Origin of the sequence: Rivularia sp. UHCC 0363 (assembly GCF_034931125.1) — a bacterium.
In the GTDB taxonomy this organism is placed as follows: Bacteria; Cyanobacteriota; Cyanobacteriia; order Cyanobacteriales; family Nostocaceae; genus Rivularia.
Genome location: NZ_JAYGHM010000035.1, coordinates 1 through 25514, shown reverse-complemented (window position 1 = coordinate 25514; position 25514 = coordinate 1). Strand labels below are relative to the sequence as shown.

General features: G+C 38.6%; 19 protein-coding genes. 12 read left to right on the top strand and 7 right to left on the bottom strand.

Annotation, left to right across the window (positions count from 1 at the left end):
* Positions 1-185 precede the first annotated feature (185 nt).
* Together VB797_RS19775 and VB797_RS19770 are read right to left on the bottom strand one after the other, a co-directional pair.
* Positions 186-2648 carry an S-layer family protein gene (locus tag VB797_RS19775; RefSeq protein WP_323239446.1) on the bottom strand — a complete coding sequence of 821 codons (2463 nt, stop codon included), beginning with the start codon at positions 2646-2648 and terminating at the stop codon, positions 186-188.
* Between the two features lie 101 nt (positions 2649-2749).
* The gene (locus tag VB797_RS19770; protein ID WP_323239445.1) at positions 2750-3214 is read right to left on the bottom strand and encodes a hypothetical protein; all 465 of its coding nucleotides are present in this window, start codon (positions 3212-3214) and stop codon (positions 2750-2752) included.
* 48 nt (positions 3215-3262) lie between these two features.
* On the opposite strand from VB797_RS19770, the gene VB797_RS19765 reads away from it, so the two are divergent.
* The 5 genes from VB797_RS19765 (at position 3263) to upp (ending at position 8267) form a co-directional block, all read left to right on the top strand.
* Positions 3263-3493, top strand: a complete 231-nt coding sequence (locus VB797_RS19765; RefSeq protein WP_323239444.1) for a hypothetical protein — start codon at positions 3263-3265, stop codon at positions 3491-3493.
* Positions 3494-4034: 541 nt separating this feature from the next.
* A complete protein-coding gene (locus VB797_RS19760; protein ID WP_323239443.1) occupies positions 4035-5792 on the top strand; it encodes a bifunctional serine/threonine-protein kinase/formylglycine-generating enzyme family protein in 1758 nt (585 codons plus the stop codon).
* 233 nt (positions 5793-6025) lie between these two features.
* Positions 6026-6325: a type II toxin-antitoxin system HigB family toxin gene (locus VB797_RS19755; RefSeq protein ID WP_323239442.1), complete on the top strand. Its 300-nt coding sequence runs from the start codon at positions 6026-6028 to the stop codon at positions 6323-6325.
* An 86-nt stretch (positions 6326-6411) separates the two neighbouring features.
* Complete coding sequence (locus tag VB797_RS19750) at positions 6412-6813, top strand: transcriptional regulator (RefSeq protein WP_323239441.1); 402 nt, start codon at positions 6412-6414, stop codon at positions 6811-6813.
* Positions 6814-7634: 821 nt separating this feature from the next.
* Complete coding sequence (upp, locus tag VB797_RS19745) at positions 7635-8267, top strand: uracil phosphoribosyltransferase (RefSeq protein WP_323239440.1); 633 nt, start codon at positions 7635-7637, stop codon at positions 8265-8267.
* Positions 8268-8360: 93 nt separating this feature from the next.
* Here the strand turns inward: upp and trmB are convergent, their stop codons facing one another.
* A complete protein-coding gene (gene trmB / locus VB797_RS19740; protein WP_323239439.1) occupies positions 8361-8993 on the bottom strand; it encodes a tRNA (guanosine(46)-N7)-methyltransferase TrmB in 633 nt (210 codons plus the stop codon).
* 144 nt (positions 8994-9137) lie between these two features.
* Here trmB and VB797_RS19735 point away from each other — a divergent pair, with 144 nt between their 5' ends.
* A complete protein-coding gene (locus tag VB797_RS19735; protein WP_323239438.1) occupies positions 9138-10238 on the top strand; it encodes a metallophosphoesterase family protein in 1101 nt (366 codons plus the stop codon).
* A gap of 218 nt (positions 10239-10456) precedes the next feature.
* Here the strand turns inward: VB797_RS19735 and VB797_RS19730 are convergent, their stop codons facing one another.
* Positions 10457-11674, bottom strand: a complete 1218-nt coding sequence (locus tag VB797_RS19730; RefSeq protein WP_323239437.1) for an FIST signal transduction protein — start codon at positions 11672-11674, stop codon at positions 10457-10459.
* 350 nt (positions 11675-12024) lie between these two features.
* Between VB797_RS19730 and VB797_RS19725 the strand changes: the two genes are divergently transcribed.
* The 4 genes from VB797_RS19725 to guaA all read left to right on the top strand — a co-directional run bounded on the left by VB797_RS19725 (position 12025) and on the right by guaA (position 15746).
* Positions 12025-12246, top strand: a complete 222-nt coding sequence (locus tag VB797_RS19725) for a Calvin cycle protein CP12 (RefSeq protein ID WP_323239436.1) — start codon at positions 12025-12027, stop codon at positions 12244-12246.
* A gap of 343 nt (positions 12247-12589) precedes the next feature.
* Positions 12590-13183: a DUF3177 family protein gene (locus VB797_RS19720; RefSeq protein ID WP_323239435.1), complete on the top strand. Its 594-nt coding sequence runs from the start codon at positions 12590-12592 to the stop codon at positions 13181-13183.
* 124 nt (positions 13184-13307) lie between these two features.
* Positions 13308-13607 (top strand): hypothetical protein, encoded by a 300-nt coding sequence (locus VB797_RS19715; protein WP_323239434.1) that lies wholly within the window; start codon positions 13308-13310, stop codon positions 13605-13607.
* A gap of 510 nt (positions 13608-14117) precedes the next feature.
* Positions 14118-15746: a glutamine-hydrolyzing GMP synthase gene (guaA, locus tag VB797_RS19710; RefSeq protein ID WP_323239433.1), complete on the top strand. Its 1629-nt coding sequence runs from the start codon at positions 14118-14120 to the stop codon at positions 15744-15746.
* A gap of 148 nt (positions 15747-15894) precedes the next feature.
* Here the strand turns inward: guaA and VB797_RS19705 are convergent, their stop codons facing one another.
* Both VB797_RS19705 and VB797_RS19700 read right to left on the bottom strand, forming a co-directional pair.
* Entirely contained in the window at positions 15895-19119 is a 3225-nt protein-coding gene (locus VB797_RS19705) for a PAS domain-containing protein (protein ID WP_323239432.1), read from the bottom strand.
* Between the two features lie 649 nt (positions 19120-19768).
* Positions 19769-20650 (bottom strand): cation diffusion facilitator family transporter, encoded by an 882-nt coding sequence (locus tag VB797_RS19700; protein ID WP_323239431.1) that lies wholly within the window; start codon positions 20648-20650, stop codon positions 19769-19771.
* Between the two features lie 345 nt (positions 20651-20995).
* On the opposite strand from VB797_RS19700, the gene VB797_RS19695 reads away from it, so the two are divergent.
* A complete protein-coding gene (locus VB797_RS19695) occupies positions 20996-21349 on the top strand; it encodes a hypothetical protein (protein ID WP_323239430.1) in 354 nt (117 codons plus the stop codon).
* Between the two features lie 540 nt (positions 21350-21889).
* Complete coding sequence (locus VB797_RS19690; protein ID WP_323239429.1) at positions 21890-22942, top strand: tellurite resistance TerB family protein; 1053 nt, start codon at positions 21890-21892, stop codon at positions 22940-22942.
* A 66-nt stretch (positions 22943-23008) separates the two neighbouring features.
* Here VB797_RS19690 and recG read toward each other — a convergent pair whose 3' ends face one another.
* Complete coding sequence (gene recG / locus VB797_RS19685) at positions 23009-25489, bottom strand: ATP-dependent DNA helicase RecG (protein WP_323239483.1); 2481 nt, start codon at positions 25487-25489, stop codon at positions 23009-23011.
* Between the last annotated feature and the right edge of the window lie 25 nt (positions 25490-25514).

Below are 25514 nucleotides of genomic sequence, written 5' to 3'. Positions count from 1 at the left end.
ACCTCACCCCGCCTACGGCACCCCTCTCCTTGTTAAAAAGAGGGGAAGGGGGTGAGGTCTTAATTTTTACTTCACCCAACTGAAAATCGCTATATTTGAATTTTTAACGAAAATTTTTTTATTTGCTGAAGTTATAGTTCCCTTATTCTTACTGCTACTAACACAAACTTTAAATTTAAGTATTATTACGAATTAGTTCCGCTGCACTCAGCTACTTGTTGTGTTGAAAAAGGTGTATTTTGAGCCGCAATAAATTCAATTTCTCCATTTTCATTACGGATAAAACCAGTAGCTTCTATAATCGTTGATTTATTTGATATTTGTATCGCTTGAATATTATTATTCCTTTGACGATAAGCCGATAAATCGCGAACATCTGACCAAGTGAGATTTTCATCAACTTGTTCTGTGGGGTTTTGCGGTATTCCACCTCGTCCGGTAGCTACAAAACTGCTGCCTTTGTTACTAGAACAACCTGTAGCGACTTGTTGTGATGAATCTGTTAATTCTGTGGATAATTCTACTAAACCAGAACTAGGATCTATACCAAAATTATTAATATCAACTGTACCATTAACACCAAATTGAGAACTTGCGGTAATATCACTTTCTTCGGTGAGTGAGTCGCGAAATTCTAACCCAAATATGCCTTGGGTTGTGATGTTGATGTTACCGCCATTTCCTTCAACTGCATTGGCGATAATGTCGCTGTTTTCAAAACCGGCAATAACGGGGGAATTAATAGTGATATTACCACCATTACCTGCGCCTTTTGCTTCTGTATTAATCAAGCTACCACGGCGCATTAATAGAATTTCTTGTAAATTTAGATCGATGTTGCCTCCATTTCCAGACGCTGTAGAGGCAACAATTTCTGTTCCGTTATCTAAAGAAAGAGTATCGACATTAATTAAAATACTTCCTGCTTTTCCAGTGCTATCACTTCCTACAGAAATACGAGCGTTATCTTTCATGTTTAAGCGAGGGGTATTGATTGTTACATTTCCACCATCTCCAGTTGCCTCATCTGGAAGCCCTAGTAGTGCTTGAAAAGCGCTTCCCTTTGTAGACACAGCAGCAGAATTAATTGCATTTTGCGCCTCGGAGGTTATTTCTGAATCTCCATCTCCTATAATCTCAATTACATCAAAAGCATTTACAATCACGTTACCTGCATTACCAGAGGCAAAAGTACCAGATCCTAAGCCTGCTCCATTACTAATTGTCAATTTGGGTGTATTTATTATTACGTTTCCACCATTTCCTTCTCCGAAGGAAACAGCAGTAATATCGCTAATGGTAACTGGTGAGGAACCACTCAATTCTATTGACTCTGAAGCGTTAACCACTACTTCTCCGGTATTACCAGTACCGAGGGTAACAAGACTGCCAGCCGTCGAACCATCTCGAACAATTAAACGTCCGGTGGAGACATTTATATTACCAGTATCCCCAGAACTAAAAGCTGCATTGGCGATACCAGTTCTATTGCTAGGTATTAAAGTATTTAAACCAGTGATTTCCAATAATTCAGGTGCTTGTACGTTAATATTGCCACTTTGAGCAGAACTAAAAGTCTGAGATTGAATAGCACCTCCTGCATTGAATAATACGCTTGGAGAATTAACGTTAATATCTCCTGCTTTTCGGGTACCTAGAGTCTGAGTGCCCAGTAGAGTGGGTAAGTTGACTGTAGAACCAATAATTTTTAGTTGTTCGCTAGCTTGTACATTAATATCACCACCGATTTGTTCTCCCAAATTCTGACTAATGACGGCAGAACCATTTTGTAGTTCAATTTGTTTACCCCGTAAATAGGCAGAACCTGCATTAATTCCACTTACATCTATAAGGGCTGAAGATAGTAAATTAATATTACCTAGTTTTGTTGAAGCTGTAGGTTTTAATTCTGAAGCTGAATTATTTTGCCCTATTTTCCATTCTCCATTGCTTAGAGCTGCTAATTCAATATTGCCCGAATCAGCAACCAATAATCCACCATCAAGAGATATGTTACCACCGACTAAAGTAATATTATTTCCCGATGTAACCTGTAATCCTGTGCTATCAACTCCTCGTTGCAAAAGTGATAAACCTGCTAATGTGACGTTATGACCATTCCCTTCAACTTTAATATCTCCCGGATTTTGTCCCATTTGCAAACCCAGAGGTACACTTACAGTTAACAACGGCGCATCTGTAGGATCAACAGCACTAAATTCAAACCCATCTTGAAACAACAAGCTTTCTGCTGTACTCCCCAAAAACGAACCGCCAATATCCAATCGGGCATTTTCACCAAATACGATTCCTGCCGGATTAATCAAAAATAAATTTGCGCTACCGTTAGCTTTTATCAACCCATCAATATTAGAAATATTTCCACCAGTTACCCGATTAATAATATTTACGACATCAGTAGAATTATTGAAAGTGGCAGAACTACCAGTAGGAATAGAAAATTCTTTGAAACTATGAAATAAATTATTTCCTTTTTGAATACCATTAAGAATATCGAAATTATTACCGTTTGGGTTAACAGTTGTATTAGTAGTACCGTCGGATGTTACCTGAGAATAAGCTGGTAAAAAAATACCCGAAGTTAGTAAACTACTAATCAATCCAGATACAAATGCAATCCCTTTCATGTTGTAATTTGTAATTTTTCTGGACTTATGATTCCCTAATTTTTTACACTACTAACACAAACTTTAAATTTAAGTATTGTTACGAATTAGTTCCGCTGCATTCAGCTACTTGTTGTGTTGAAAAAAGTTGTGGTTGCAATTATGCCACTATCGAGTACGGATAAATTCTTAGTTGACAACTTAACGTTTCCGGAATTCCCTGGAGACAAAGTAGCCGAGCCAACAGCACTAAATTGACCGGGATTAACTGCCGAAACTCCCATAATATCTACCGATTCAGTCGCATTAATATCAATCGAACCAACGCTTCCTAAACCAAAAGTTCGAGTAAATACCGAAGCACCATCTAAAACACTCAAGCGATCGGTTTTTATATTTATATACCCAGTATTCCCGGCTACTGTCTCGTTCACCAAACTGCTGCGAATCTGAGTATCGGCGATCGCACCGTTTAATTCAACAGATTTAGCTCTAACGTTAATATCACCTGCTGCTTGAATACCGCGATTCTGCACCATGACAACAGAACCATCTTTGATATTAAGTTGATTTCCCTGTAGATTCATAGATCCAGCACCTTTACCGCTAACATCTACTAAAGATCGTTGCGCTAGTTGAATGTTTTCAAAATTCGTATTTTTCCGGTTACGCAAGGAAAAATATTTAGCTATAAAAAATATAAAAAGCGTAAATTAGCTGGTCAAGTAAGACAAAGTACAAGGAGAGCAATTCAATCAGAAAAAATTACAATTAGACAACCATTAATAGATGTTAAAGACTACATAGACCAAGCAATATTAGAGGGGGATAGATTGAAACTGCAAGCTGAGCAATATTTAGCTTAATAACTTGTTTGTCACACGTATAACCAAACCTACAAGCTTTATGTTGGGTTACGACGCAAATCTAATTTTTCGTAAAAATGAGACTTCTTCGTGCGTCTAACCCAACCTACGAACTTTAGGAGATAAGCAAGGAGCTACCAAAGATTTTCGTAACGCCGCCGATTTATATAAGCAACAAGACAAAGAAAGCTACTATCAAGACACATTAAAGCGGATTAAAGAACTTGAAGAATAATTCGTAATTCAAAGATAAATTAGGACGTATTATGAACGATATTCGCGTCCTAACTGCATTGCTTCATCATAAGCTTGATTCTCAGCAAATGTTCCAGAGATTTTCTCCCACCAAGGTTTGTAATGTCAACAATTTAGCCCACGCAGGTGGGCTTTGTTAGGATAGCCCCACTCTTCTAGAGTGAGGGCATTTAGTTGCGGCAGAAAATTCCAGGTAAACTTTAAATTTTCCGCAAAAACAAACATCTTCCTGGAGTGAATATAATGGACTAACCTCAAATTCCTTAAAACCACCCTCTGACGGAAAATGCAACTCTGGACATCTAACCAACAACTGCAAAACGGTAACTTCACGATTCAAAAAGTCTTAGGTGGTGGTGGCTTTGGCATTACCTACAGCGCTATAGAAAAAAACACAAATAATATTGTTGCGATTAAAACTCTTAATCCGATTCATCAAAGCAAAGGAGATTTTGAACAACAGCAGGTAAAGTTCGTTCAAGAAGCTTTTCGTTTAGTACAGTGCAGCCATCCTCACATCGTCAAAGTTCATGAAGTGATTAATGAAAATGGACTTTGGGGAATGGTAATGGAATATATTTCAGGTCAAGATTTAGCTGTATATATTAACCAACGCGGTAAATTATCGGAAGTTGAAGCGCTCAAATATATTAACCAAGTTGGAACGGCTCTAGAATACATCCATCAGCAAGGAATGCTGCATCGGGATGTGAAGCCGAATAATATTGTTTTGCGTCAAAGTCAGCAAGAAGCCGTATTAATTGACTTTGGGTTAGCGCGGGAATTTGACTTAAATAAAACCGGAAGCATGACAAATTCGATGACAGAAGGTTATGCACCGATTGAGCAGTATGAAAGACGGGGAAAATTTGGCGCTTATACAGATGTTTATGCTTTAGCTGCGACTTTATATACTTTATTGACTGGGGAAGCCCCTTTACCTTCAAGATTTCGTATAACTGGTATTCCTTTACCGTCACCAAACCAGCGAAATCCTGGGATTAGCGACAAGGTGAATGATGGGATTATCAAAGGGATGGGGTTGGAACCGCATGAAAGAACGCAAACGGTGCGGGAATGGTTGGAATTGGTGATGCCAAATCAGGTAAAATCTTTCAATCAAAATGAAAGTCCAAAAACTCCTCAATTCAAACCAAAAACCTTACTATCAGTTCTTCCAATTCCTTCATTAGAATTTTTAGCATATCTAAATCCTTGTCCGGTTGAGCAAAACAATACACCCAAACAAATCCACACTCAAAAATTTGAATTTGAGTACGCCAAGATAAACGAGAAACTTGAAATTGTCTACTATCGTGGGAAAGCAGAAGTTTTTATACAAGACTTAGGTAACGGTGTAACCCTAGAAATGGTAGCAATTCCTGGTGGCAATTTTATTATGGGTGCGCCAGAGGATGAAGAGGGGAGTTTTGATTTTGAACGTCCCCAACATAAAGTAAGTATCCAGTCTTTTTTCATAGGTAAATACCAAGTTACCCAAGAACAGTATCAAGTAATCATGGAGAGAAATCCTTCTTACTTTAAAGGTAAAAAGCGACCTGTGGAAAGAGTTAGTTGGGATGATGCAGTTGAATTTTGTACCAAATTATCCAAACTAACAGGAAAAGAATATCGATTACCGAGTGAAGCTGAATGGGAATACGCTTGTCGTGCTGGTACAATTACCCCGTTTCACTTTGGGGAAACTATTACAACTGAATTAGTGAATTATAACGGTAATAATACATACGATGCTGCACCACAGGGTATATATCGCAAGCAAACTACAAATATAGGAAGTTTCCCTCCTAATCCCTTTGGATTATACGATATGCATGGCAACGTTTGGGAATGGTGTCTTGATGATTGCCATGAGAACTATGAGGGAGCGCCAAGAGATGGTAGCGCTTGGGTTAATGATAATTATTTTTATAAAGTGCTGCGCGGTGGTTCGTGGTACAGCATTCCTGAAGACTGCCGCTCTGCTACCACCGACAAAGCTGGTTGTTATATCGGGCTGCGGGTTGTGTACGTTGCGTCGTAGCTTGCTTCCTCAAAGGTGGATTCCTAATTAGCCCTTTTCTCTTTCCCTTCGCCGGTAGTAGGTCGATTTTTTTAAGATTTTATGGTTTTATTCGTCACAAAGCCAGATTATGGATTAAAAAATTCAGGTATACAAACTTGGTCTTGACAAACTGCTTTCAAAATGAAAATCTACTTATAAAAGACAATTTTTAATATTTTGCGAATCAATCAAATATTCCCCAAAAATATTTTATGCATTTAATCAGCATTCGCAATTTACGTGCTGATACTGCTAAGTATCCAGATGCAACTGAGCAAGTTGAGGCTTGGTATCGTGTTGTAAATTCTGCATCATGGCGGCATTTAGACGATGTTCGACAAATTTATCCGTCTGCTGATGCAGTAGGAAATTTTACAGTTTTCAATATTAAAGGTAATACATACCGTCTAATTGTAGACATCGATTATGAAACCCAGACAATCTACTACAAATACTTTCTAACTCATGCCGAGTATGATAAAGATAAGTGGAAAAAGAATCCTTATTTTTGAAAGTTGACTAACTTGTTTGACTCAGACTAATAATATAATTTTCTCGAAAATTAAAATTTTATATTTATAAATAATAGGTCAGAAAAATGTCTTTAGCTTTTGATAGAAATACCTACGGAAAACTTTTAGCAGAATATCAACCACAAGTCATTACATCAGAAGCAGAATATGAAGTTATGCTCGCTAATGCTGAACGGTTAATCGGTTGTAAAAATCGTTCCCAAGAAGAAACAGCTTTGTTACAAATTTTGGTCAGATTAATAGAAGAATATGAAAATCAAAATTATCCAATGGGTAAATCCTCACCTCACATAATTCTTCAACATTTGATGGAAGCACGAGAAATTAAACAATCTGAACTAGTAGAAATTTTCGGTTCAAAAGAGATTGTCTCGGAAATTATCGACGGTAAACGCGCAATTACTGAAACGCAAACTAAAGCTTTAGGAGATTTTTTTCATGTTTCTCCAGAATTATTTATTAGTTAATATTTGTAGGGTGTGTGACGGTTACGATAAATTATCAAGTGCAACGAAATCAACTGGCTTTACCGTCACGCACCAATCGGTTTACTTACAAATTAAGAATTTATCTTTTCTGAAATATACTCCGTTAAAATTTCCAAAATATAATCTTCAACTGATATACCTTTTTCTTCTGCTTTCCTAATCAAATACAACTCCATATCTGGTGGTAAATTAAGTGTTATTTTCATAGAAAATTAATTAAGATGTCATTATTTTATATGTTATTACAATACGCTGATGGTGCGTGACGGTAAATCAATTATTAATTGTTTTTATTCAAATTTACGAAAACCGTCACACACCCTACAATTTATAATCATCCAAATATCTTATGTCAGCTAAAGTAACTCTTCCATCACCGAAGGTAAATTATCCGGAAGACAGTAAATTTTCGATTCCCGCACTAGCTGTATTCTTGGTAGAGCATCTGATAAGCTTTTGATTTAGCTTTAGTAGAAGAACCAGAAAATTATTTTAAAACCGTAAAAGCATTCAAACAGGCACTATTAAATACATTATGAATAATTTTTGTAGAGATCTCCGCACTAGTACGTCTCCGAATCTGTTAAGATGGCGCAAAATATTTCAACAAACATCCCTTACATCACACCTACCCCCATCCCTAAAAACCATGCTAAAACTCTACCAGGATGCGCGTAGTCGTGCTTTCTTCGTTCCTTGTCTCCGAAGGAATGCAGTTTTCAAGGCTCAGCCTCAAATTACCAAATAAATATAAAAAATATTAATTCACAATTCATCTTTCATACCTAATAACTTATTTCATGCAACAAGTAACGCTAATTAAACATCCATTAATTCAACACAAATTAACACTTATCAGAAAAACCGAAACCAGCACGGCAAAATTTCGCGCTCTTTTAAAAGAAGTCAGTTTATTACTAGCGTATGAAGTTACGCGAGATTTACCGCTGAAATCCGAATTAATTCAAACACCGATCGCACAAATGTACGCTCCAGTTCTCGCACCAGAGAAAAAATTAGTCATTATTTCGATCCAACGAGCGGGACAAGGCATTTTAGATGGAATGCTCGAATTAATGCCATCTTCACGAGTCGGACATATTGGACTTTATCGCGACCCAAAAACCTTAATTCCTATAGAATATTATTTCCGAGTTCCTAATGATATCGAAAAGCGAGATGTATTGGTCGTTGACCCAATGTTAGCGACTGGAAATACAGCAGTAGCAGCAGTAGAGCGTTTGAAATCAACTAATCCGCAATCGATAAAATTTGTTTGTTTACTTGCTGCACCAGAAGGGATCAAACACTTTTGTGAATCTCATCCAGATGTACAAATTTTCACCGCAGCAATCGACGAAAAGCTGGATGAAAATGGTTATATAATTCCCGGTTTAGGTGATGCTGGCGATCGAATGTTTGGGACGAAGTAGGGGTTTAGCATTGCTAAACCCCTACAATGGATGTATTTTTCCCACATCCATATTTTGTATTTTCTGTCAATGCGTAAGTCCTATGTATGATGATTAAATTTTTGTAAATACGGTACGATAAACTGGTTCGCTGTTTTCTAAGGTAAATAATTCCCTTTCCGTTGCAACTCTTAAGGGATTTTCTGCTAACCATTGTTTGCTTTGTCTGTGAAAAGCAGGATTTTCGTCAAAGCGATCGCACATCTCTATTGCTACAAATTTAACGTCTGATTGTAAAAATACCGTTCCCCCTGGTGCGAGATACTCTGCTAATTCTGCAACTAATTGCGGTTGTACAACCCGTCGTTTACCGTGACGATTCTTAAACCAAGGGTCGGGAAATTGGATTGTCACTTGCTGTAAGATTCCTTTTGGCAAGGAAGATAAAAGCGGCTTTAACGAGTTATTTGCATTACAAAATATATAGTGTAGATTTGTTAATCCCAACTCCGAACGTGTTTTGTTGGCTGTTTCTACTAGAGGTTCGCGGATTTCTAAACCCAGAAAATTACAATTAGGTTCTAGTTGAGCCATTTCGATTAAAAATTGACCCCTAGCACAACCAATATCTAAAAGTAAAGGTTGATTCATATCTAAATAAATTCTTTCCCAATCAATTGGATTGATCGGTGTTTGATATCTTATTCCTAATGGATTTACGTGTTGACGAACTCGAACGCGATTCAATAGTTTTCTCCTTTTCAATAATCAATAATCAATATTTATAATTCTTAACTCTTAACTCTTAACTCTTAACTCCTAACTTTTTCCGCGTTATACTCTATTTAAAAAGCGCTTTTTTACACCCTATATAAGATTTTATTTACTTCAATGAGTCTAAATTTTCGTTTTGCGATCGCTAGCGATTTACACGTTGCACTTCCCCATACTATCTGGGATCATCCGAGTCGCTTTCATCTGGTGGAAGTTAGTATCCCGGCTTTTGATAGTGTATTGGAACATTTGACACAATTAGATTTAGATTTTCTTTTACTACCGGGAGATTTAACTCAACACGGTGAACCAGAAAATCATACTTGGTTACAAGAACGTTTGGCAAAACTGCCTTTTCCGACTTATGTAATACCAGGTAATCATGATGTTCCGGTTCTCAATGCTAATGAGCAATCAATTGCTTTTAAGGATTTCCCGCAGTTTTATCGTAAATTTGGTTACGAGAATACAGAACAGCTTTACTATACTTGTGAATTATTGCCGAATGTAAGATTAATTGCTCTTAATTCTAATAACTTTGATGACGAAGGTAAGCAGATCGGACGTTTAGATGATACACAATTGTCCTGGTTAGAAAAGATTTTATCAGCAGCTAACGATGAATTGATTTTGGTAATGGTTCATCATAACGTAGTCGAGCATTTACCCAATCAAGCCCGTCACCCGATGGCAAACCGCTATATGTTAAATAATGCACCGGAACTATTACAAATTCTCCGACGCTACAACGTTCAGTTAGTTTTTACCGGACACCTACATATTCAAGATATAGCTTACAATAATAATGTATACGATATTACCACAGGCTCTTTAGTCAGTTATCCCCATCCCTATCGTTTACTAGAATATTCTCAGGATAAACACGGAAGGATTAAGTTACAGATATCATCCCGCAAAGTAGAATCAGTAACTAATTTTCCCAACTTACAGCAAAGTTCGCGGCAATGGATGAGCGATCGCAGTTCTCAGTTTATAGTCAAACTACTAACTTTACCTCCGCTAAACCTGACTCCAGAAAAAGCTGAAGAACTAGCTCCCACATTACGAGACTTCTGGGCGAATATTGCTGCTGGAGATGCATTATTTGAATATCCCGAACTTCCCGAAAAAGTACGCCATCACTTCGAGAAATACGGCGCAATTACTCCCGACGGAGATTTTAGCTTTATTGATAACCATGCGACTTTGTTGCTCTAAGAATCGATAAATGGGGGGACAATTCCCTATTCCCTATTCCCTATTACCTATTCCCAATTCCCAATTACCAATTACCTATTCCCAATTCCCAATTCCCTATTCCCTATTCCCTATTCCCAATTACCAATTCCCAATTACCAATTCCCTATTCCCTATTCCCTATTCCCTATTCCCTATTCCCAATTCCCTATTCCCAATTCCCAATTCCCTATTCCCAATTACCTATTCCCATTTTGCCTACAGATAGCAAAAACCGAGGTGTAACCGTGGAGAAAAGTACTGCCACCAACCGGACCAATTTCACCACCGCAGAAGAAGCCTCCTACAGGTATATCTTTGATATAGCGTCGAAATAACGTGGAATCAAAATTCGGCTTTCTATAGAGTCCTTGACCTCTTCCCAGACAGGAAAACATTAAAGCACCTACAGGTGATGGTTCGGATGAGTGTTGTTCTCGATATTTTTTGAGTAAAAATTCTAAATCTTGGGCGGAAGTTTCAGCGTCACGGAGGTGGAATTGTATTCGCTGTCCGGCACGGAGGTGATCGCCAACGGCGATCGCCCCAGTTGTGGGGTCTACTCCCAAAATGTTGCGAATTAAAAAGTCTCCTGGCTGTAAATCTTGTTTAAATTCGTCCATAGCTACACCTACGAACAAAGAATTTTGAGCGAGGATTTTTTCTGATTCACTTAAATTAGCAATCAAATCGCGCAACAAAACTAATGGCACCTGCTCGTCAATTTCTAAAATTATATTGCGATCGCACTTGTTAATTTGGTAGGGAATGCCGATTGGACGACAACCTTGAGCGACAATTGTATCTAACTGAATATTGCCAGCTAAAGCTACTCCTACAGTACCCTGATGATAAAGTTTGTTGTTGCAAAATAGGGCAATATTGTTTCCCGTTCCACCACCGCTTGCTTGTCCTCCTACAGTTACAGAACCGGGATAAGCAAAGTCCAAACCTTTTAATAAATCATTGATACCGCTTGCGAAATTGCTGGAAAGCAAAATAAATTGGGGAGTAGGGGAAGGTGGCAAGCCGATTAAATCGATCCAAGCATTGGGTGAACTATCTAAATCGGGCAAATCTTGGGCAATAACATGGAACGGATGAATATTTACGGATGGTAAATAAGCTAAAGTCAGCGATAAAGACGCTTGAGCTTCCAATTCTTGAGCTTGTCCCCAACCATTCGTACCAACAATACCGTCACCACTACAGCCAATTAGTACGGGTACTTTTAGTTGCTGTGCGAGCAAAGGTAAAAGTCGGGAATACTCACTTGTAAAAGCAGACGAGATGAACACAATTGCTAAGTTTGCTTTTGTCGATAACTTTCCCACAGCTTCTTCTACAACTTCAGAAATTGCTGCTTCCAAAGAAGGACGGGTTGACAAGACGTTTATCCACTGCATTTTATCTACCATGAGTTTAAAAGTTTTTATATTTTTATGTTTAGAGGAATCATACTTTTTATTTTTATTTATCTTTCTATTTATCTTTAAATATGCTAAGCCCAGGAACCTTAACTGCATCTTACAATAGTTGACTGTCCCGGTGACTGTATTTTTAGAGTAGCTGTGAAAATTTTGTAAAAATATTAAAAGTTTAAGTTAAAGGCTCTACATGCCTTGATATTTGGTGTATTTTGATAGTGCCGTTGGACTACATCGCGTTTGCTGGCGCACCAAGGTAGGTACAATGGTTAATACCGTTAAACTGTGTTTGCCAAACTTTTTCTATACTTGTATTAAGAACAAATAACACAATAAAACCCATGAGCGATATCAAAGATAAAATTCAAGAAGAACTTCAAGAAGCTCGTACTGTTTGCGATACTTCAGGAAGCAACTCCGCAGAGTGCGCTGCTGCCTGGGATGCGGTAGAAGAATTACAAGCAGAAGCTTCTCATCAGCGTCAGTCTAAGCCCAAAAATTCTTTAGAGAAGTACTGTGATGAAAACCCTAGCGCTGATGAGTGTAGAGTTTACGACGACTAAAAATTAAGTTGTCTTCTTTTTGTGCGCCAGCGATCAGATTAATCCTCATGCCTTAGATAATAGTTTTTCTTAGACTAGCGATCGCAATTTTATGCAGCATCTATAAGCATGAGGAACGCAAGCACGCTATTTCCTCCCTCAAGCTGGGAGGAATTTAGTCTCAAAGGCAAATTCCTAGTTAATGGAATCAGGCTTGTAACCCGCTACCCTAGCGGGTTTTAATTATTTAATCAAGCATTATCGTCGGATAAATTTATTCTAAATTTCTAAAAATATTTAGATACTTTACTTTTAAATATTGGCTTTCTTGGTTAAAGTCTTTAATTGTATATAGTGAACGATCATGAATGATGTTTGGTTTCGCCCGCTCGTTTGGATGGACTACCGTTTAGCGGTTTTATTTACAGTCTTTATTCCTTTAGTCTTATTAATTTGGGCATTTGTTCAAAAAGCAGAAGCAATTCAACGTCTGTTGAGTATTTACTGGCGGGTCTCAAGTTTACTCGTAATTACTATTTATTTGATGATTGGCGGTTTTGGAGTCAGTTTTATTTCATCTTTAATAGCCCGTATCCTAATTCCAATTTCATTATGGTTCTGGATTGACTTGAACGATGAAATTCACTACGGTTCTGAGGGAGTATTAAAGTTTATTTTTACCTCTTGGCGTTGGGCCATAAGCATTTATTGTATTTTAGGAGCGCTCGCAACTATTCCATTCTTAGGTTGTGCTTTTTCTGAAACTATTCTCAAGACTCCCTACTGCAAGGTTTGGTTAGAAGCACCATTATTATTTAAAGAGTATTTCCACACCAACACCGATTCAGGATTCCTAGGCTTTCTAGGTATTATTGGTTTAGTTTTCTACGTTCTGTGCCTAAGCTACTTTGTGATTTTCAAGCTCGGCAAACAAGGACGTTCCGCTGCACCGCAGTAGAAGAGATGGGGGGATGGGGGGACAATTACCAATTCGCAATTCGCAATTCGCAATTACCAATTCGTAATTAATAACTTCTAACTCCTAACTTCTCACTCCTAACTCCTAACTCCTAAATTCGCCCATGTCCAACCTAATTAATCAGCGACTTGAGCAATACACGGCTAAACGTCCTCAAGAGGTATTGCTTGTAACGTTGGAAATAAATGGCGAACAAGACGAAGTTGCTATTTTCAGAGGGTTTTCTAGCTCTTTGATGCGTCCGACTGCTTTCGATCCTGATATTCCCGTCATACCCCAGGAGGCAAGTATTATCAGTATCGACCGTTTAAAAAGTCCTTACAATCCCGAATCTCCTCAATATATTCAACAATCACTTTCTCTAGAGGAAATGCAGAGCTTACTCGCAGAAGCGAATGTGTAAAAAATTTATAATTATTTAAACAAATTTAAAATTTACAGTTATATATTATATTTATGTTTAAAGAAGAGATAATACCCCCCTTCTGGGTTGATCTATTACGTCAAATGTCTTAAAGCAACATATGACCGCTCGTTATCTAATTTTCGTCTGTTTTTCAATTTATTTTGGTCAAAAACCCATCATCGCTACGTAATGCAAGGATAATGAACGTTAAAAACTTGGATTATTTGCAAAAAAAACAAAGTATCTTTTATGCATAACGACTAACTTGTGGTAAGTTTATAAAAATAAACATAAGAAATCCAAATAAATAAGTATATCTTTCGTAAGTCAGTTTAAGGTAACTTTTTAATCTTAATAGAATTAATAGATATAGGAAGTGCAGCAGGCGCATATATCAATATTGCGTTTGATGCGATCGTTCAAGAATCTCGCCTGGATACAGCCAGCCTTTGTGGTATTTAGCCTGCATCGGAAGCTATCGTAAATCGTTATCCCACTTTCCCCATTATGAACACAGCGGTGAGTCTACTAACTAAAGATGCTCCTCAAGCTCAAAAAGTAGAATCAAAAAAACAAATTAATCGTCAAATGATTGCCATTCTCGACTTTGGTTCTCAGTATTCCGAACTAATTGCTCGTAGAATCCGCGAAACTCAGGTATATTCCGAAGTCCTTTCCTATCGCACCACAGCCGAAGAGCTTCGTCAACTTAATCCAAAAGGAATCATTCTTTCAGGTGGTCCTAGTTCTGTCTATGATGCGAAAGCTCCCCATTGCGACCCTGCAATATGGCATTTAGGAATTCCTATTTTGGGTGTCTGCTACGGTATGCAGCTAATGGTGCAGCAACTCGGCGGAGAAGTGAAAAAGTCCGATCGCGGTGAGTATGGTAAAGCTGCTTTGTATATAGACAATGCGACAAACCTGCTTGCTAACGTTGAAGATGGTACCACAATGTGGATGAGTCATGGAGACTCAGTAATCACAATGCCCTCCGGGTTTGAATTACTAGCACATACTGCGAATACTCCAACTGCTGCGATCGCTAATCACGAAAACAAACTTTACGGTGTGCAGTTTCATCCAGAAGTAGTGCATTCTGTCGGTGGATTCTCGTTAATCCGCAATTTTGTTTATCAAATCTGCAAAAGCGAACCAACCTGGACAACCGATGCTTTTGTAGAAGAATCAATTCGGGAAATCCGCGCTAAAGTTGGTAGCAAGCGAGTATTATTAGCTCTGAGCGGAGGAGTTGATTCCTCGACGCTAGCATTTTTGATGCATAAAGCTATTGGAGATCAGTTAACTTGCGTTTTCATTGACCAAGGCTTCATGCGGAAATTAGAGCCGGAACGCTTGCTCAAATTATTCTCAGAACAGTTTCACATCCCTGTTGAATATGTGAACGCTCGCGAACACTTTATAAATGCCTTGCATGGAGTCAGCGACCCAGAGGAAAAGCGACGGATCATCGGACGTGAATTTATCCAAGCATTTGAAGAAACATCCAAAAAGCTTGGCCCCTTTGATTATTTAGCGCAAGGAACTTTGTATCCTGACGTAATTGAATCAGCAGATACCAATGTTGACACGCAAACTGGGGAACGAGTAGCAGTAAAGATCAAGAGCCATCACAACGTTGGTGGTTTACCTCAAGACCTACGTTTCAAGTTAGTAGAACCACTACGGAAACTCTTTAAAGATGAAGTTCGTAAGGTAGGACTTTGCGTTGGTTTACCACAAGAAATTGTCCAACGTCATCCTTTCCCCGGTCCTGGTTTAGCAATTCGTATTATTGGGGAAGTCACAGCAGAAAGGTTAAATATTTTACGAGATGCCGATTTAGTTGTGCGTCAAGAAATTAACCGTCATAATCTGTATAACAAATACTGGCAAGCCTTCGCAGTATTGCTGCCAGTACGGAGCGTCGGTGTGATGGGCGACCAAAGAACCTATGCTTACCCAGTAGTATTACGTGTAGTTACCAGTGAAGATGGAATGACAGCAGACTGGGCGCGAGTGCCTTACGACGTACTCGAAGTCATTTCCAACCGGATTGTAAACGAAGTGAAAGGCGTAAATAGAGTAGTCTTTGATATTACATCCAAGCCCCCTGGAACTATTGAGTGGGAGTAGGAGCTAGGAGTGAGGAGTCAAGAGTTAGGAGTTAGGAGTGAGGAGTGAGGAGTGAGGAGTGAGGAGTGAAGAATTACGAATTACGAATTACGAATTACGAATTATCTTCCCCCATCTCCCCATCTCCCCATCTCCTTGTCCCCCTCCCTCAAATTGGCAATTTAATCGTAAAACTACACCCCTGTCCCTCTCCACGGCTAGAAACTTCCACAGTTCCTCCGTGGAGTTGGACTATGTGACGGGTAATTGCTAATCCTAATCCTAAACCACCTTTTCTTCTCGTTCCTTCTGCTTGACGATAGCGTTCAAACACATAAGGTAAAAACTCAGCGTTAATTCCAATTCCTGTATCGCTGACTGTAATTAGAGCATAATTTGGTAAAGCTTCATCTCTCTCGCTGTCCTGTTCCCTTTCTACTGATAAACTCACTTCAATCCGCCCACCCGCTGGTGTAAACTTGATAGCGTTGGAAAGTAAATTTCCTAGAACCTGCTGCAAGCGATTGGTGTCTCCTTGTATTAATGTTCGCGAATCATCAACAATAGATTCAATAGAAATTGACTTGACATTAGCAACAGGATATGCATTCTCAACCGCAGTTTTTATTGTCTCACCAAGATTAATTTGAGTGATATCAAGCTGTATCGTTCCTTGGAGGATGCGAGATGTATCTAACAAGTCTTCGAGAAGTTTGGCTTGGGATTTAGCATTGCGTTCAATAGTTTCTAAAGCACGAGTGGTAGCAGCTTCATCGAGGTTGCGGGTTCGGAGCAATTTTGCCCAACCGAGAATTGCATTTAATGGCGATCGCAAATCGTGGGATACCATCGCAACAAAATCGTCTTTGGCACGATTAGCTGCTTCTGCTTGATTGCGGGCATTTTGCTCGCGCTCCAAAAGCTCGCGGCGTATATCTTCTAGCTGTTTGAGTTCGTGAATATCGGTGTTAGTGCCAAACCATTTTACAACTTTTCCTTGTTCGTCTTTCATGGGCAATGCTCGCACCAAAAACCAGCGATATACACCGTCGCTGCGACGATAGCGCATTTCTGCTTCGTAATGGTCGCCGCTACTTAACGATTGTTGCCATATCTTTGTAACAGGCTCTACATCGTCTGGATGCAAAAATTTTAACCAGCCAAAATTCTTTGCTTCTTGAATCGGTTCTCCCGTATATTCAAACCAGCGCTGACTTATATACTCCCATTCCCCTTCGGAGTTGCAACTCCAAACTATTTGAGGTACTGCTTCAGATAAAAAACGATAGCGTTCTTCACTTTTACGTAATTCTAATTGCGCTTGTTTGCGCTCGCGAATATCTAATACAAAACAAACGCTGTAACCTTCTGCTTTCTGACTTTCTATAGTCGCAATTGCTAATAAAATCGGAATGCGACTTCCGTTTTTATGGAAATATTCTTTTTCAAAAGGTGTACAAACTCCATTTTGCTGTAATTCTTGAATTCTTTGTGCGTCAAGTTCAAAATATTCTGCTGGTGTCATCCGATTCCAATAAATCGAACCGGCTGCTAATTCCTCGCGACTGTAACCAAATGTCTTTAAGAAAGAATCGTTTGCTTCATGAATTTTACCGTTGAAGTCACCAAAATAAATACCGATAATATTTGATTCTACAATTTGTTTAAACTTTGCTTCACTCTCACGTAATGCGGTTTCAGCTTGTTTGCGATCGGAAATATCGGCGATCAAACCAACTACCCGCATTGGACGGGAATGAGCATTCCGCACAACCGAACCTCGGTCTAATACGTAACGATAGTCGCCAGCTTTGTGACGCACGCGATACTCGAAACTATAATATTCTTCATTAGCAAGCACAGCTTGTAAAGATTGGAACAAATTGTTTTTATCTTCTGGATGAACTAACTGCATCCACCATTGAATAGTTGGTTCTATTTCTTCTAAAGAGTAACCCAAAATAGAAGTCAAACCTTCGGTTCTAATAATACTATTAAAGGTAATATCCCAATCGTAAATTACACAGTCAATTGCACGGGTTGCTAGTTGAAATCGCTCGTTACTTAAACGTAATTCTTCTTGAATTTGTTTGAAATTAGTAATGTCAACTACCGTACCGATAATTTGACGTGGTGAGCCAGCGCGTTGGGGAGACACTGCGTTGGACGGGTTCCCCGACTTGAAGCAAGTGTCGTCGGGTTCGCCGACTTGAAGCGACTGGCGTTCGCGCAGCGTCTCCCGATAGGGAGATACCCGTAAGGGTGAAGCATCGCAGTTTCTATTAAATACCGTTTCTTTCCCATAAAACCAATGCCATTTACCATTAGCGTGTCGCAGACGATATTCAATTTCTAAAATTTCCCCATCTGCGGCTGAATCAAATCTTTGCTGTAGTTTAGTTACTCGCGCTAAATCATCGGGATGCATGATTCGAGGAAATAAATCTTTTCCCATCCCTTGAATTTCTGCGGGTGTATAACCTAAAAGTTCGCCAATTTGATCGTTAACATAGACATTGCGTTGTTCTACTAAATCGTAAACATATAAAAGTCCTGGAGTAGTATCGGTAATTCGTTTGACAAACTGTTGAGATTCACGTAAAAGTTGTTCTGAAAGCTTATTTTCGGTCACATCTCGCCAACAAGCAACAAATCCATCTCCTAATTTTGTAGCGCGAATATCAAAGACTTTAGTTAACTGTTGTTGACCAAAATCTTTATAAATCAAAGCTTCTTTAACTAAAGCTTCCCCCGTTTCTACAACTTGGCAATATTGTGCAAATAAACCCGTGGTAATATTCCCAGGAAAAATTTCGCATAGCTTTTTACCTAACTGTTCTTCTGTAGTCATTTGATTACATTCACAAGCCGCAGCATTCATGTAATCAATCCGAAAATCTACAATATTACCCGCTTCATCCCGAATGCTGGAAAAAATCCCGAAGCTATCTAACATATTCTCTACGGAAGTGTAGAAACGTTCGTCACTACAACACCACCGTTTTGCTACTTTTTGAGATTTTTCTAAAACAGATTCAACAGTAGAAGTTAAAAGTTCTTCTGTTAACTGTTCCTTAACTAAATAATCATGACAACCGCTTTTTATTGCCCGTACCGCGACGTTTTCGTTACCATGTGCGGTAATTATAATTGCGGGTGAACTTACTTTGTGCTGTTTTAATCTTGCTACAAATTCCAGCCCGTCCATATCTGGCAGCAGATATTCCAATAAAATACAGTCAGGATGCAACTTTTGACACAAATCTAATGCAGCTTTCCCGGTTGATTGCGACAAAATTGTGTAGCTACAGTCCGATCGCAGCAGGTAATCTTCATACCTCTGACAGTCTTCAAGGTTATTGTCGATAATTAAAACCGTTAGTTGCTGCATCATTGCAAATCAAAGGTATTAAACATAACTACAGAATTAAGCGATAAACAGTTAATTTGAAATTTAATATATTTAATATCAAGACTTACCCACAGGTAAGGTAATTACAGTCGTTGCGACGATCGGAAGCAATCTCAAAACATTGGAAACTCGCAACGATTGCGTAAGATTTAATTAAAAAAAATATCACAATCTAAATAAACTTTTTCAAAAAAAACAGTTATACTTCTTCAGTACAAAGGTACATCAAATATAGGAATACGTTTTAATTTCTGTAAGCGCAAGTGTGACCTAGCCATATAATTCATAAAGCTTAGGGTTAGGGACAAAAAAACGCACTTATTCTGCAAAATTCTCCGGAGTAATCCTATATATTTCTTATTGCTTAAAATCCTGATTATACTCTTGAGAATAGATTTTTGAATTGATATACTGGTTAATATTACTTGTTGTCACTGCTCCCTACTCCCTTTAGACTATTTGGTTAGCATAATTAAGACTATAGTCAAAATAATTAACTTCTTATAACTATTGATAGTTTACTATGACTATAGTAATTTGTAAAATATAATCATAATTTATTAACAAGTGTTTAATAGCTTATACAATGTGGAATTGTAATCGAGAAAACTAATGTGGAAATAATTGAGTTTTAAAAACTAATGTGATTTGATTTGTAAGTAGGAGGTTCGACGTGAATCAGAACTCTTGCTGGACTAAACTTTTCTTCCAAACGAGATTCCACTTCTTCAGTGATATTATGAGCAGTTTCGACATCTTTAGCCTCAACAACTAGATGCATCTCAATAAATACTTGACGACCGACAACCCCACGAGAAGCGATATCGTGACAGTTGATTACACCGGGGACTGTAATTGCAATATTGTAAATCGTTTCCGGTGCGATCGCCATTTCATCCACCAGCCAAGGTAAGTTTTCTTTGATTACAGTCCACCCACTAAAAAACACCAGCAAAGCAACAGGAAAAGCTAAAACTATATCTAACCATTGATAACCCAGCCAAACACCAATCAAACCGAACATAACAGAAATAGTTACCCAAACATCGCTCATCGTATGATGAGCATCCGCGATCAAAATATGGCTTTGAACTCGTTTACCAACACCTCTTTCATAGAAGGCTACAAAAATATTTATACCTAATACTAACAGCAATAACCATAGTTGTGGCGCTGAAACTGTTACTGGTTTCCCCCCTTGAATAATTCGTTCAACTGCACCTTGAATAATTTCAAAACAAGCAATAGCTAAAAACGCAGCAATTCCTAAAGCACCGACTGCTTCAAACTTTTGATGTCCGTAAGGATGTTCTCGGTCGGGTAAGGGAGAAGAAAATTTAGTGGTAATTAGTCCTAAAACATTATTTGCGCTATCCGTAACGCTGTGCAAAGCATCAGCTAATAAACTCAACGAACCAGTCAAATATCCGACTACAGCTTTTAATGTCATAACAAACAAGTTAAGCAGTAGAGTCACAATTAAAACCTTTCTTACCGTTGCGCGATTATCCATAGTATAGAGTATTTTTAATATCTAGTGTCTTATCTTATAATGTATAACTTAAGACCAGCGTAAAATGTATCAAACTATTACTCACTAAGGAAGATATCTCTTTATAGCTGCATAATTTTGACTAGCTTGTTGAAACTATTTTTAATTAAAATAGCCCAAAAGCTTTAAAATATAAAGTTTTTACTTCCATCAATTAATTATATTTTTTTGCATTAGTGCGGTAAAAAATAGGTTCGTTTTATAACTATTCCCGATCTAGAATCTAGACATAAATTACAAATTACAAATAATCATGTCCCATATAGAGGGAAAATAGAAGATCGTTTCGGTTTTGATAAATAATTTATGTCTGCAAATCATTTGACACTTAATCTCATTGAAGGCTCCGTATCTTTCAGCTTTTCACCCGCAGCAGCAAGGGAATTAAAAGCAGCTATAGAAGAATTGATGCAGAAACTTAAAGCGGTTGCAGCTAAAACTGCTGGTGGAGTGGGTAAACCGAGTCCTCAATCTCCAATGGAATATCGTTATACGGGAGAAGTATTTCTAGAAATTTTCTGCAATCCTAATATCTGGGCTAGTCCTTTTGCTGCAAAGGTGCTGCTGACTGTGCGGGATGCTACTATCCGCTTGACAACAGAAGCCGAACTCACCCGCGTTATAGAAGATATTGATCGCTATTTGGAAGAAGCTAGCTGAAAAAGATTAAAAGTCTAAAAAATTATCGTTCATGGCTAATTTAAGGTTTGTGATTAGTCATGAGCAAAACGCGGGATAATAAATAAGTACCTATAACAAGCGCAATAAAAAACGCAAGATCGAATTATATCAAAAAATAACCACAAAAGTTAACAAAATATTTGCAATAAATCATTCCAGTAGCAGCGTCAGCGGATAAATCTCGGATTTAAATTTTTAAATCTTATTTTTATAGTTTTGAGGACAAATTATTTTATGGTAGTAATAAGTACTAACGCAAAATTATTTATATAATTACTCGTGAGTTATATAAACCTTCCCTATTCCCCCCAACCCTATTCCCTCCCCAGACGAAATGTTTAATTTATTTTGCACGAGTACTTATGCGAATTAAATAGAACAATTTAATTATCTATATGAGGGTAATTATAATCTTATAATTAAAAAGTTTTTTTTAACGCTTTAAACACAATATTATGAATACAGCAGCCGCGACTACTTTTTATTTACACTCAAAAATCATGCACGGAGGTCACAGTTATGGGTAAATATGATAAATACTTTAAGTCAGAAAAGATATTAAAAGAATCGCTGACTCCAGAGGAAGCAGTTGCTGCAATTGCGCTTGTAACCACAGCCGCTAATTCTTCCTTAAAAGACGTAGATATAGAATTTTTGGTTGATATACTTTGGGGATTCGAGATTTTTGAAGAATATTCGGATGAAGATTTATTAGAAATGCTTGATAAACTTCTCAATCTAGCCGAACAACAAGGGGTCGGAACGCTGTTTAATGCCGCTAACAATAAACTTGAAGATGAATTTTTAGATGATGCTTTTGCGGCTGGGGTGAGTGTAGTCATAGACGAAGACGAAATGCATATCCCCAAAGCAAAAACTCCTTTACTAAAAAGTTTGCAGCAAGCCTTAGAACTCGATGACGAAGAAGCACAGGAAATCATCGAAGATGTGATTGCGGCTTTTGAGGAAGCAGAATTAGAAGAACTACTCGAAGATGAAGATGAAACAATAGTAGATATCGCTTTTAACATAGAAGAATACGAATCACCATCAGAAAATTTTACAGTCCCAATTCCAGTAGATCCCCATCAAGGTGGTAAAGTTCAAAGTCAAGAAGGTGCAGTTAGTTTTTCTGATGACGAAGGTACTTTTTTAAGAATAGATTATTATCCCTTAACTGCCAAACAGATGGAAGAAACGGCAGCTATTGGACAAGAAGAATATTTCAAATCTACTCTCGTAAATAAATACGTTCCCAAAGAAATAGTAGCTAATTTGCCAGAAGCTGAAGTTGAATATACCGAATATATGGTAAAAACTTTAGAAGGTTCTTACTTCGTATTATTGTATATGCCAGGGGGTTCAAGAATTTATAAAACAGGAAATAACGGTACCGCGACCAAGTTAGATGCTTACAGAGGCTTAATCACATTTGTTAACGGCGAATTTCTTTATATAGTTAGCAGTCAACGGACATTTTTAGATGGAAAAACTCCTAGTTTTATGAAGCAAGAAGCCGTTGCTCTCAAAGAAATGATTTTGGAGTTTGTTGACACTATTGAATTTAGTTGACGTGAAATTATTGTGGAGATAGAGACGGAGCGTATTGCAACGTCTCTAGATCGTGATTATTCTTAATCACGTCAAAATCGTTCCACCCATTAACTTTTCATAACGGGTTTTCAACTCATCTTTCATTAACGTCCACCGCTCTAAACTCGCATCTATTTCTATAACTTTTTCCGCAGCTTGACGCGCTAAAACTAATACTTCTTCGTCTTCTACTAAACTTGCTAAAGTAAAATCTGGAATACCCGATTGTCGAGTCCCCAAAACTTGACCGGGACCCCGAAAACGCATATCCATTTCTGATATAAAAAACCCGTCTTGAGACTGTTCTAATACTTTTAATCTTTGTTGAGCGTCAGCACTCCGAGAACCACTGACTAAAAGACAAAAAGATTGCGCTGCACCTCTACCTACACGTCCCCGCAATTGATGCAGTTGTGACAAACCAAATCTTTCCGCGTTTTCAATCAGCATTACTGTTGCATTCGGTACATCTACTCCAACTTCCACTACAGTAGTAGAGACCAAAATTTGCGTTTCGCGATCGCGAAATTTGGTAATTGCTGCGTCTTTATCCGCAGAACTCATCCGACCGTGTAACAATCCCACCTGAAATTCCGGAAATACAGCTTCCTGTAATTTTTTATGCTCCTCCACTGCGGAACGAACATCTAATTTTTCCGATTCTTCTACCAAAGGTAAGACCACGTAAACCTGTCTTCCTTGAGCGATTTCTCGACGGATCAAGTCGTAAGCGTGACTGCGATCGCTTCCTTTCAAAGCTGTAGTTTTAATCTTCTGTCTTCCCGGTGGTAACTCATCAATTTGACTCACATCTAAGTCACCGTGAATTGTCAGCGCTAAGGTTCGCGGAATGGGTGTTGCTGTCATCGTTAATACATGGGGCTGTTCGCCTTTTTGCTGCAACCGCGCTCGTTGCTGCACCCCAAACCGATGCTGTTCGTCAATTACCACTAAACCCAATTGCTGGAAGTTTACGGGGTCTTGAATTAAAGCATGAGTCCCAACTAACAGCGGCAATTCTCCGGTTTCTAACTGCGCGTGAATTTGTCGCCGTTTTGCTACTTTTGTCGAACCTGTAAGTAAATCTACTGGTAGATGCAGCAAGTTAAACCAGCTAACTAACTTACGATAATGCTGTTCCGCTAACACTTCCGTGGGAGCCATCAAAGCAGCTTGATACCCCGATTGAATTGCTGCAATAATCGCAATCACTGCGACAATCGTTTTACCCGAACCGACATCCCCCTGCACCAAACGATTCATCGGTGTAGATTTTTGCAAATCGTCGAGAATATCCTGGATAACTCGTTCCTGCGCTCCCGTAAGTTTAAAAGGTAATATTTCATAGAATTGTTTTAATAACTCACCTTTAGGAGCAAGAATCGCACTAGTTTGAACCTGACGCGCTTTTTGCTGACGTTGTAGTAAACCTAGTTGCAGGTAGAAAAACTCATCAAACACCAAACGACGACGAGCCGATCGCAAACTATCGCTATCGGGGGGAAAATGAATATTGGCGATCGCGTCTTTCAATTCCATTAACTGATATTTTTTTAGTAAACCCTTGGGTAAAGGTTCTTTCAACTGTGCGGTTGCAGGTAGAGCCGCAACTACTGCTTGTCGCACCGTACTCGCGACTAAGCCCTCTGTCAAAGAATATACCGGCACAACTCTACCTACAGTTAGCGATTCAATCGCATCTCCCGGATTTGCCAAAACTTCCAACTCTGGATTATCAAGAGTTAAACCATACTTACTTTCCTTGACCAATCCGCAAGCTGCCACAGTACTACCGGCAACATAGCGACGCTTTATACTTTCTTGCCAAGCGCGACTGCTGTAACGAGCGCCTGCGTAAAAACGACTAATTTTTAAAATGCCTGAGTTATCTTTTAACTGAATTTCTAAAATCGATAATTTCTTATTTTTCGGGCTACAAAAACAGTTACACCGCTTCACCGTTGCCACTAAAGTGACCGTTTCACCAGCCTGTAGCTCCGCAATACACACTTGATTGGCGTAATCAATATGGTCGCGGGGGAAATAAAACAGTAAATCGCGTACCGTATCCAAACCAAGACGATGTAATTGACCCGCCCTTTTCAAACCAATTTGCGGTAAATCGCTGAGTTTTTGGTTTAATTCCGGTGCAAGACGACGACTTACCTCGGCGACAATTTTAGTTTTAGGAATCTGGACTTTTGGCTGAGAATTAGTAGATTGATGATAATTATCGGCATCATTTCCTTCCCCTTGCTGCTGCAACCTGTAGAGATATCGGCGAGTTTCCGCCACCAAATGCTGCCTATCCTCAGTTTCCAGATTCGGATAATTTGCAAATTTACCAGCAAACTCCTGCCAGCGACGACGTTCCTCCGTAGGTAAGCCATCGGGAAATTTGCCAAAAGTTAAAGTTAGAAACTCATGGAAGAGGTATTGTCTACCCTTTAAGTTAATAAAACCTTGTTCCGTTTCCACCGTCAAGGCTTTTTGCAATCTGATCCAATCTGGTTTGTCATTAGTCATTTTTCCGAAAGAGGATGGGGGAATG

Coding starts and splice junctions, on each gene's coding strand:
- VB797_RS19775 (WP_323239446.1), bottom strand. CDS start 2,648: ATGAAAGGGATTGCATTTGTATCTGGATTGATTAGTAGTTTACTAACT.
- VB797_RS19770 (WP_323239445.1), bottom strand. CDS start 3,214: ATGAATCTACAGGGAAATCAACTTAATATCAAAGATGGTTCTGTTGTC.
- VB797_RS19760 (WP_323239443.1), top strand. CDS start 4,035: ATGCAACTCTGGACATCTAACCAACAACTGCAAAACGGTAACTTCACG.
- VB797_RS19755 (WP_323239442.1), top strand. CDS start 6,026: ATGCATTTAATCAGCATTCGCAATTTACGTGCTGATACTGCTAAGTAT.
- VB797_RS19750 (WP_323239441.1), top strand. CDS start 6,412: ATGTCTTTAGCTTTTGATAGAAATACCTACGGAAAACTTTTAGCAGAA.
- upp (WP_323239440.1), top strand. CDS start 7,635: ATGCAACAAGTAACGCTAATTAAACATCCATTAATTCAACACAAATTA.
- VB797_RS19735 (WP_323239438.1), top strand. CDS start 9,138: ATGAGTCTAAATTTTCGTTTTGCGATCGCTAGCGATTTACACGTTGCA.
- VB797_RS19730 (WP_323239437.1), bottom strand. CDS start 11,674: ATGGTAGATAAAATGCAGTGGATAAACGTCTTGTCAACCCGTCCTTCT.
- VB797_RS19725 (WP_323239436.1), top strand. CDS start 12,025: ATGAGCGATATCAAAGATAAAATTCAAGAAGAACTTCAAGAAGCTCGT.
- VB797_RS19720 (WP_323239435.1), top strand. CDS start 12,590: ATGAATGATGTTTGGTTTCGCCCGCTCGTTTGGATGGACTACCGTTTA.
- VB797_RS19715 (WP_323239434.1), top strand. CDS start 13,308: ATGTCCAACCTAATTAATCAGCGACTTGAGCAATACACGGCTAAACGT.
- guaA (WP_323239433.1), top strand. CDS start 14,118: ATGAACACAGCGGTGAGTCTACTAACTAAAGATGCTCCTCAAGCTCAA.
- VB797_RS19705 (WP_323239432.1), bottom strand. CDS start 19,119: ATGATGCAGCAACTAACGGTTTTAATTATCGACAATAACCTTGAAGAC.
- VB797_RS19700 (WP_323239431.1), bottom strand. CDS start 20,650: ATGGATAATCGCGCAACGGTAAGAAAGGTTTTAATTGTGACTCTACTG.
- VB797_RS19695 (WP_323239430.1), top strand. CDS start 20,996: ATGTCTGCAAATCATTTGACACTTAATCTCATTGAAGGCTCCGTATCT.
- VB797_RS19690 (WP_323239429.1), top strand. CDS start 21,890: ATGGGTAAATATGATAAATACTTTAAGTCAGAAAAGATATTAAAAGAA.
- recG (WP_323239483.1), bottom strand. CDS start 25,489: ATGACTAATGACAAACCAGATTGGATCAGATTGCAAAAAGCCTTGACG.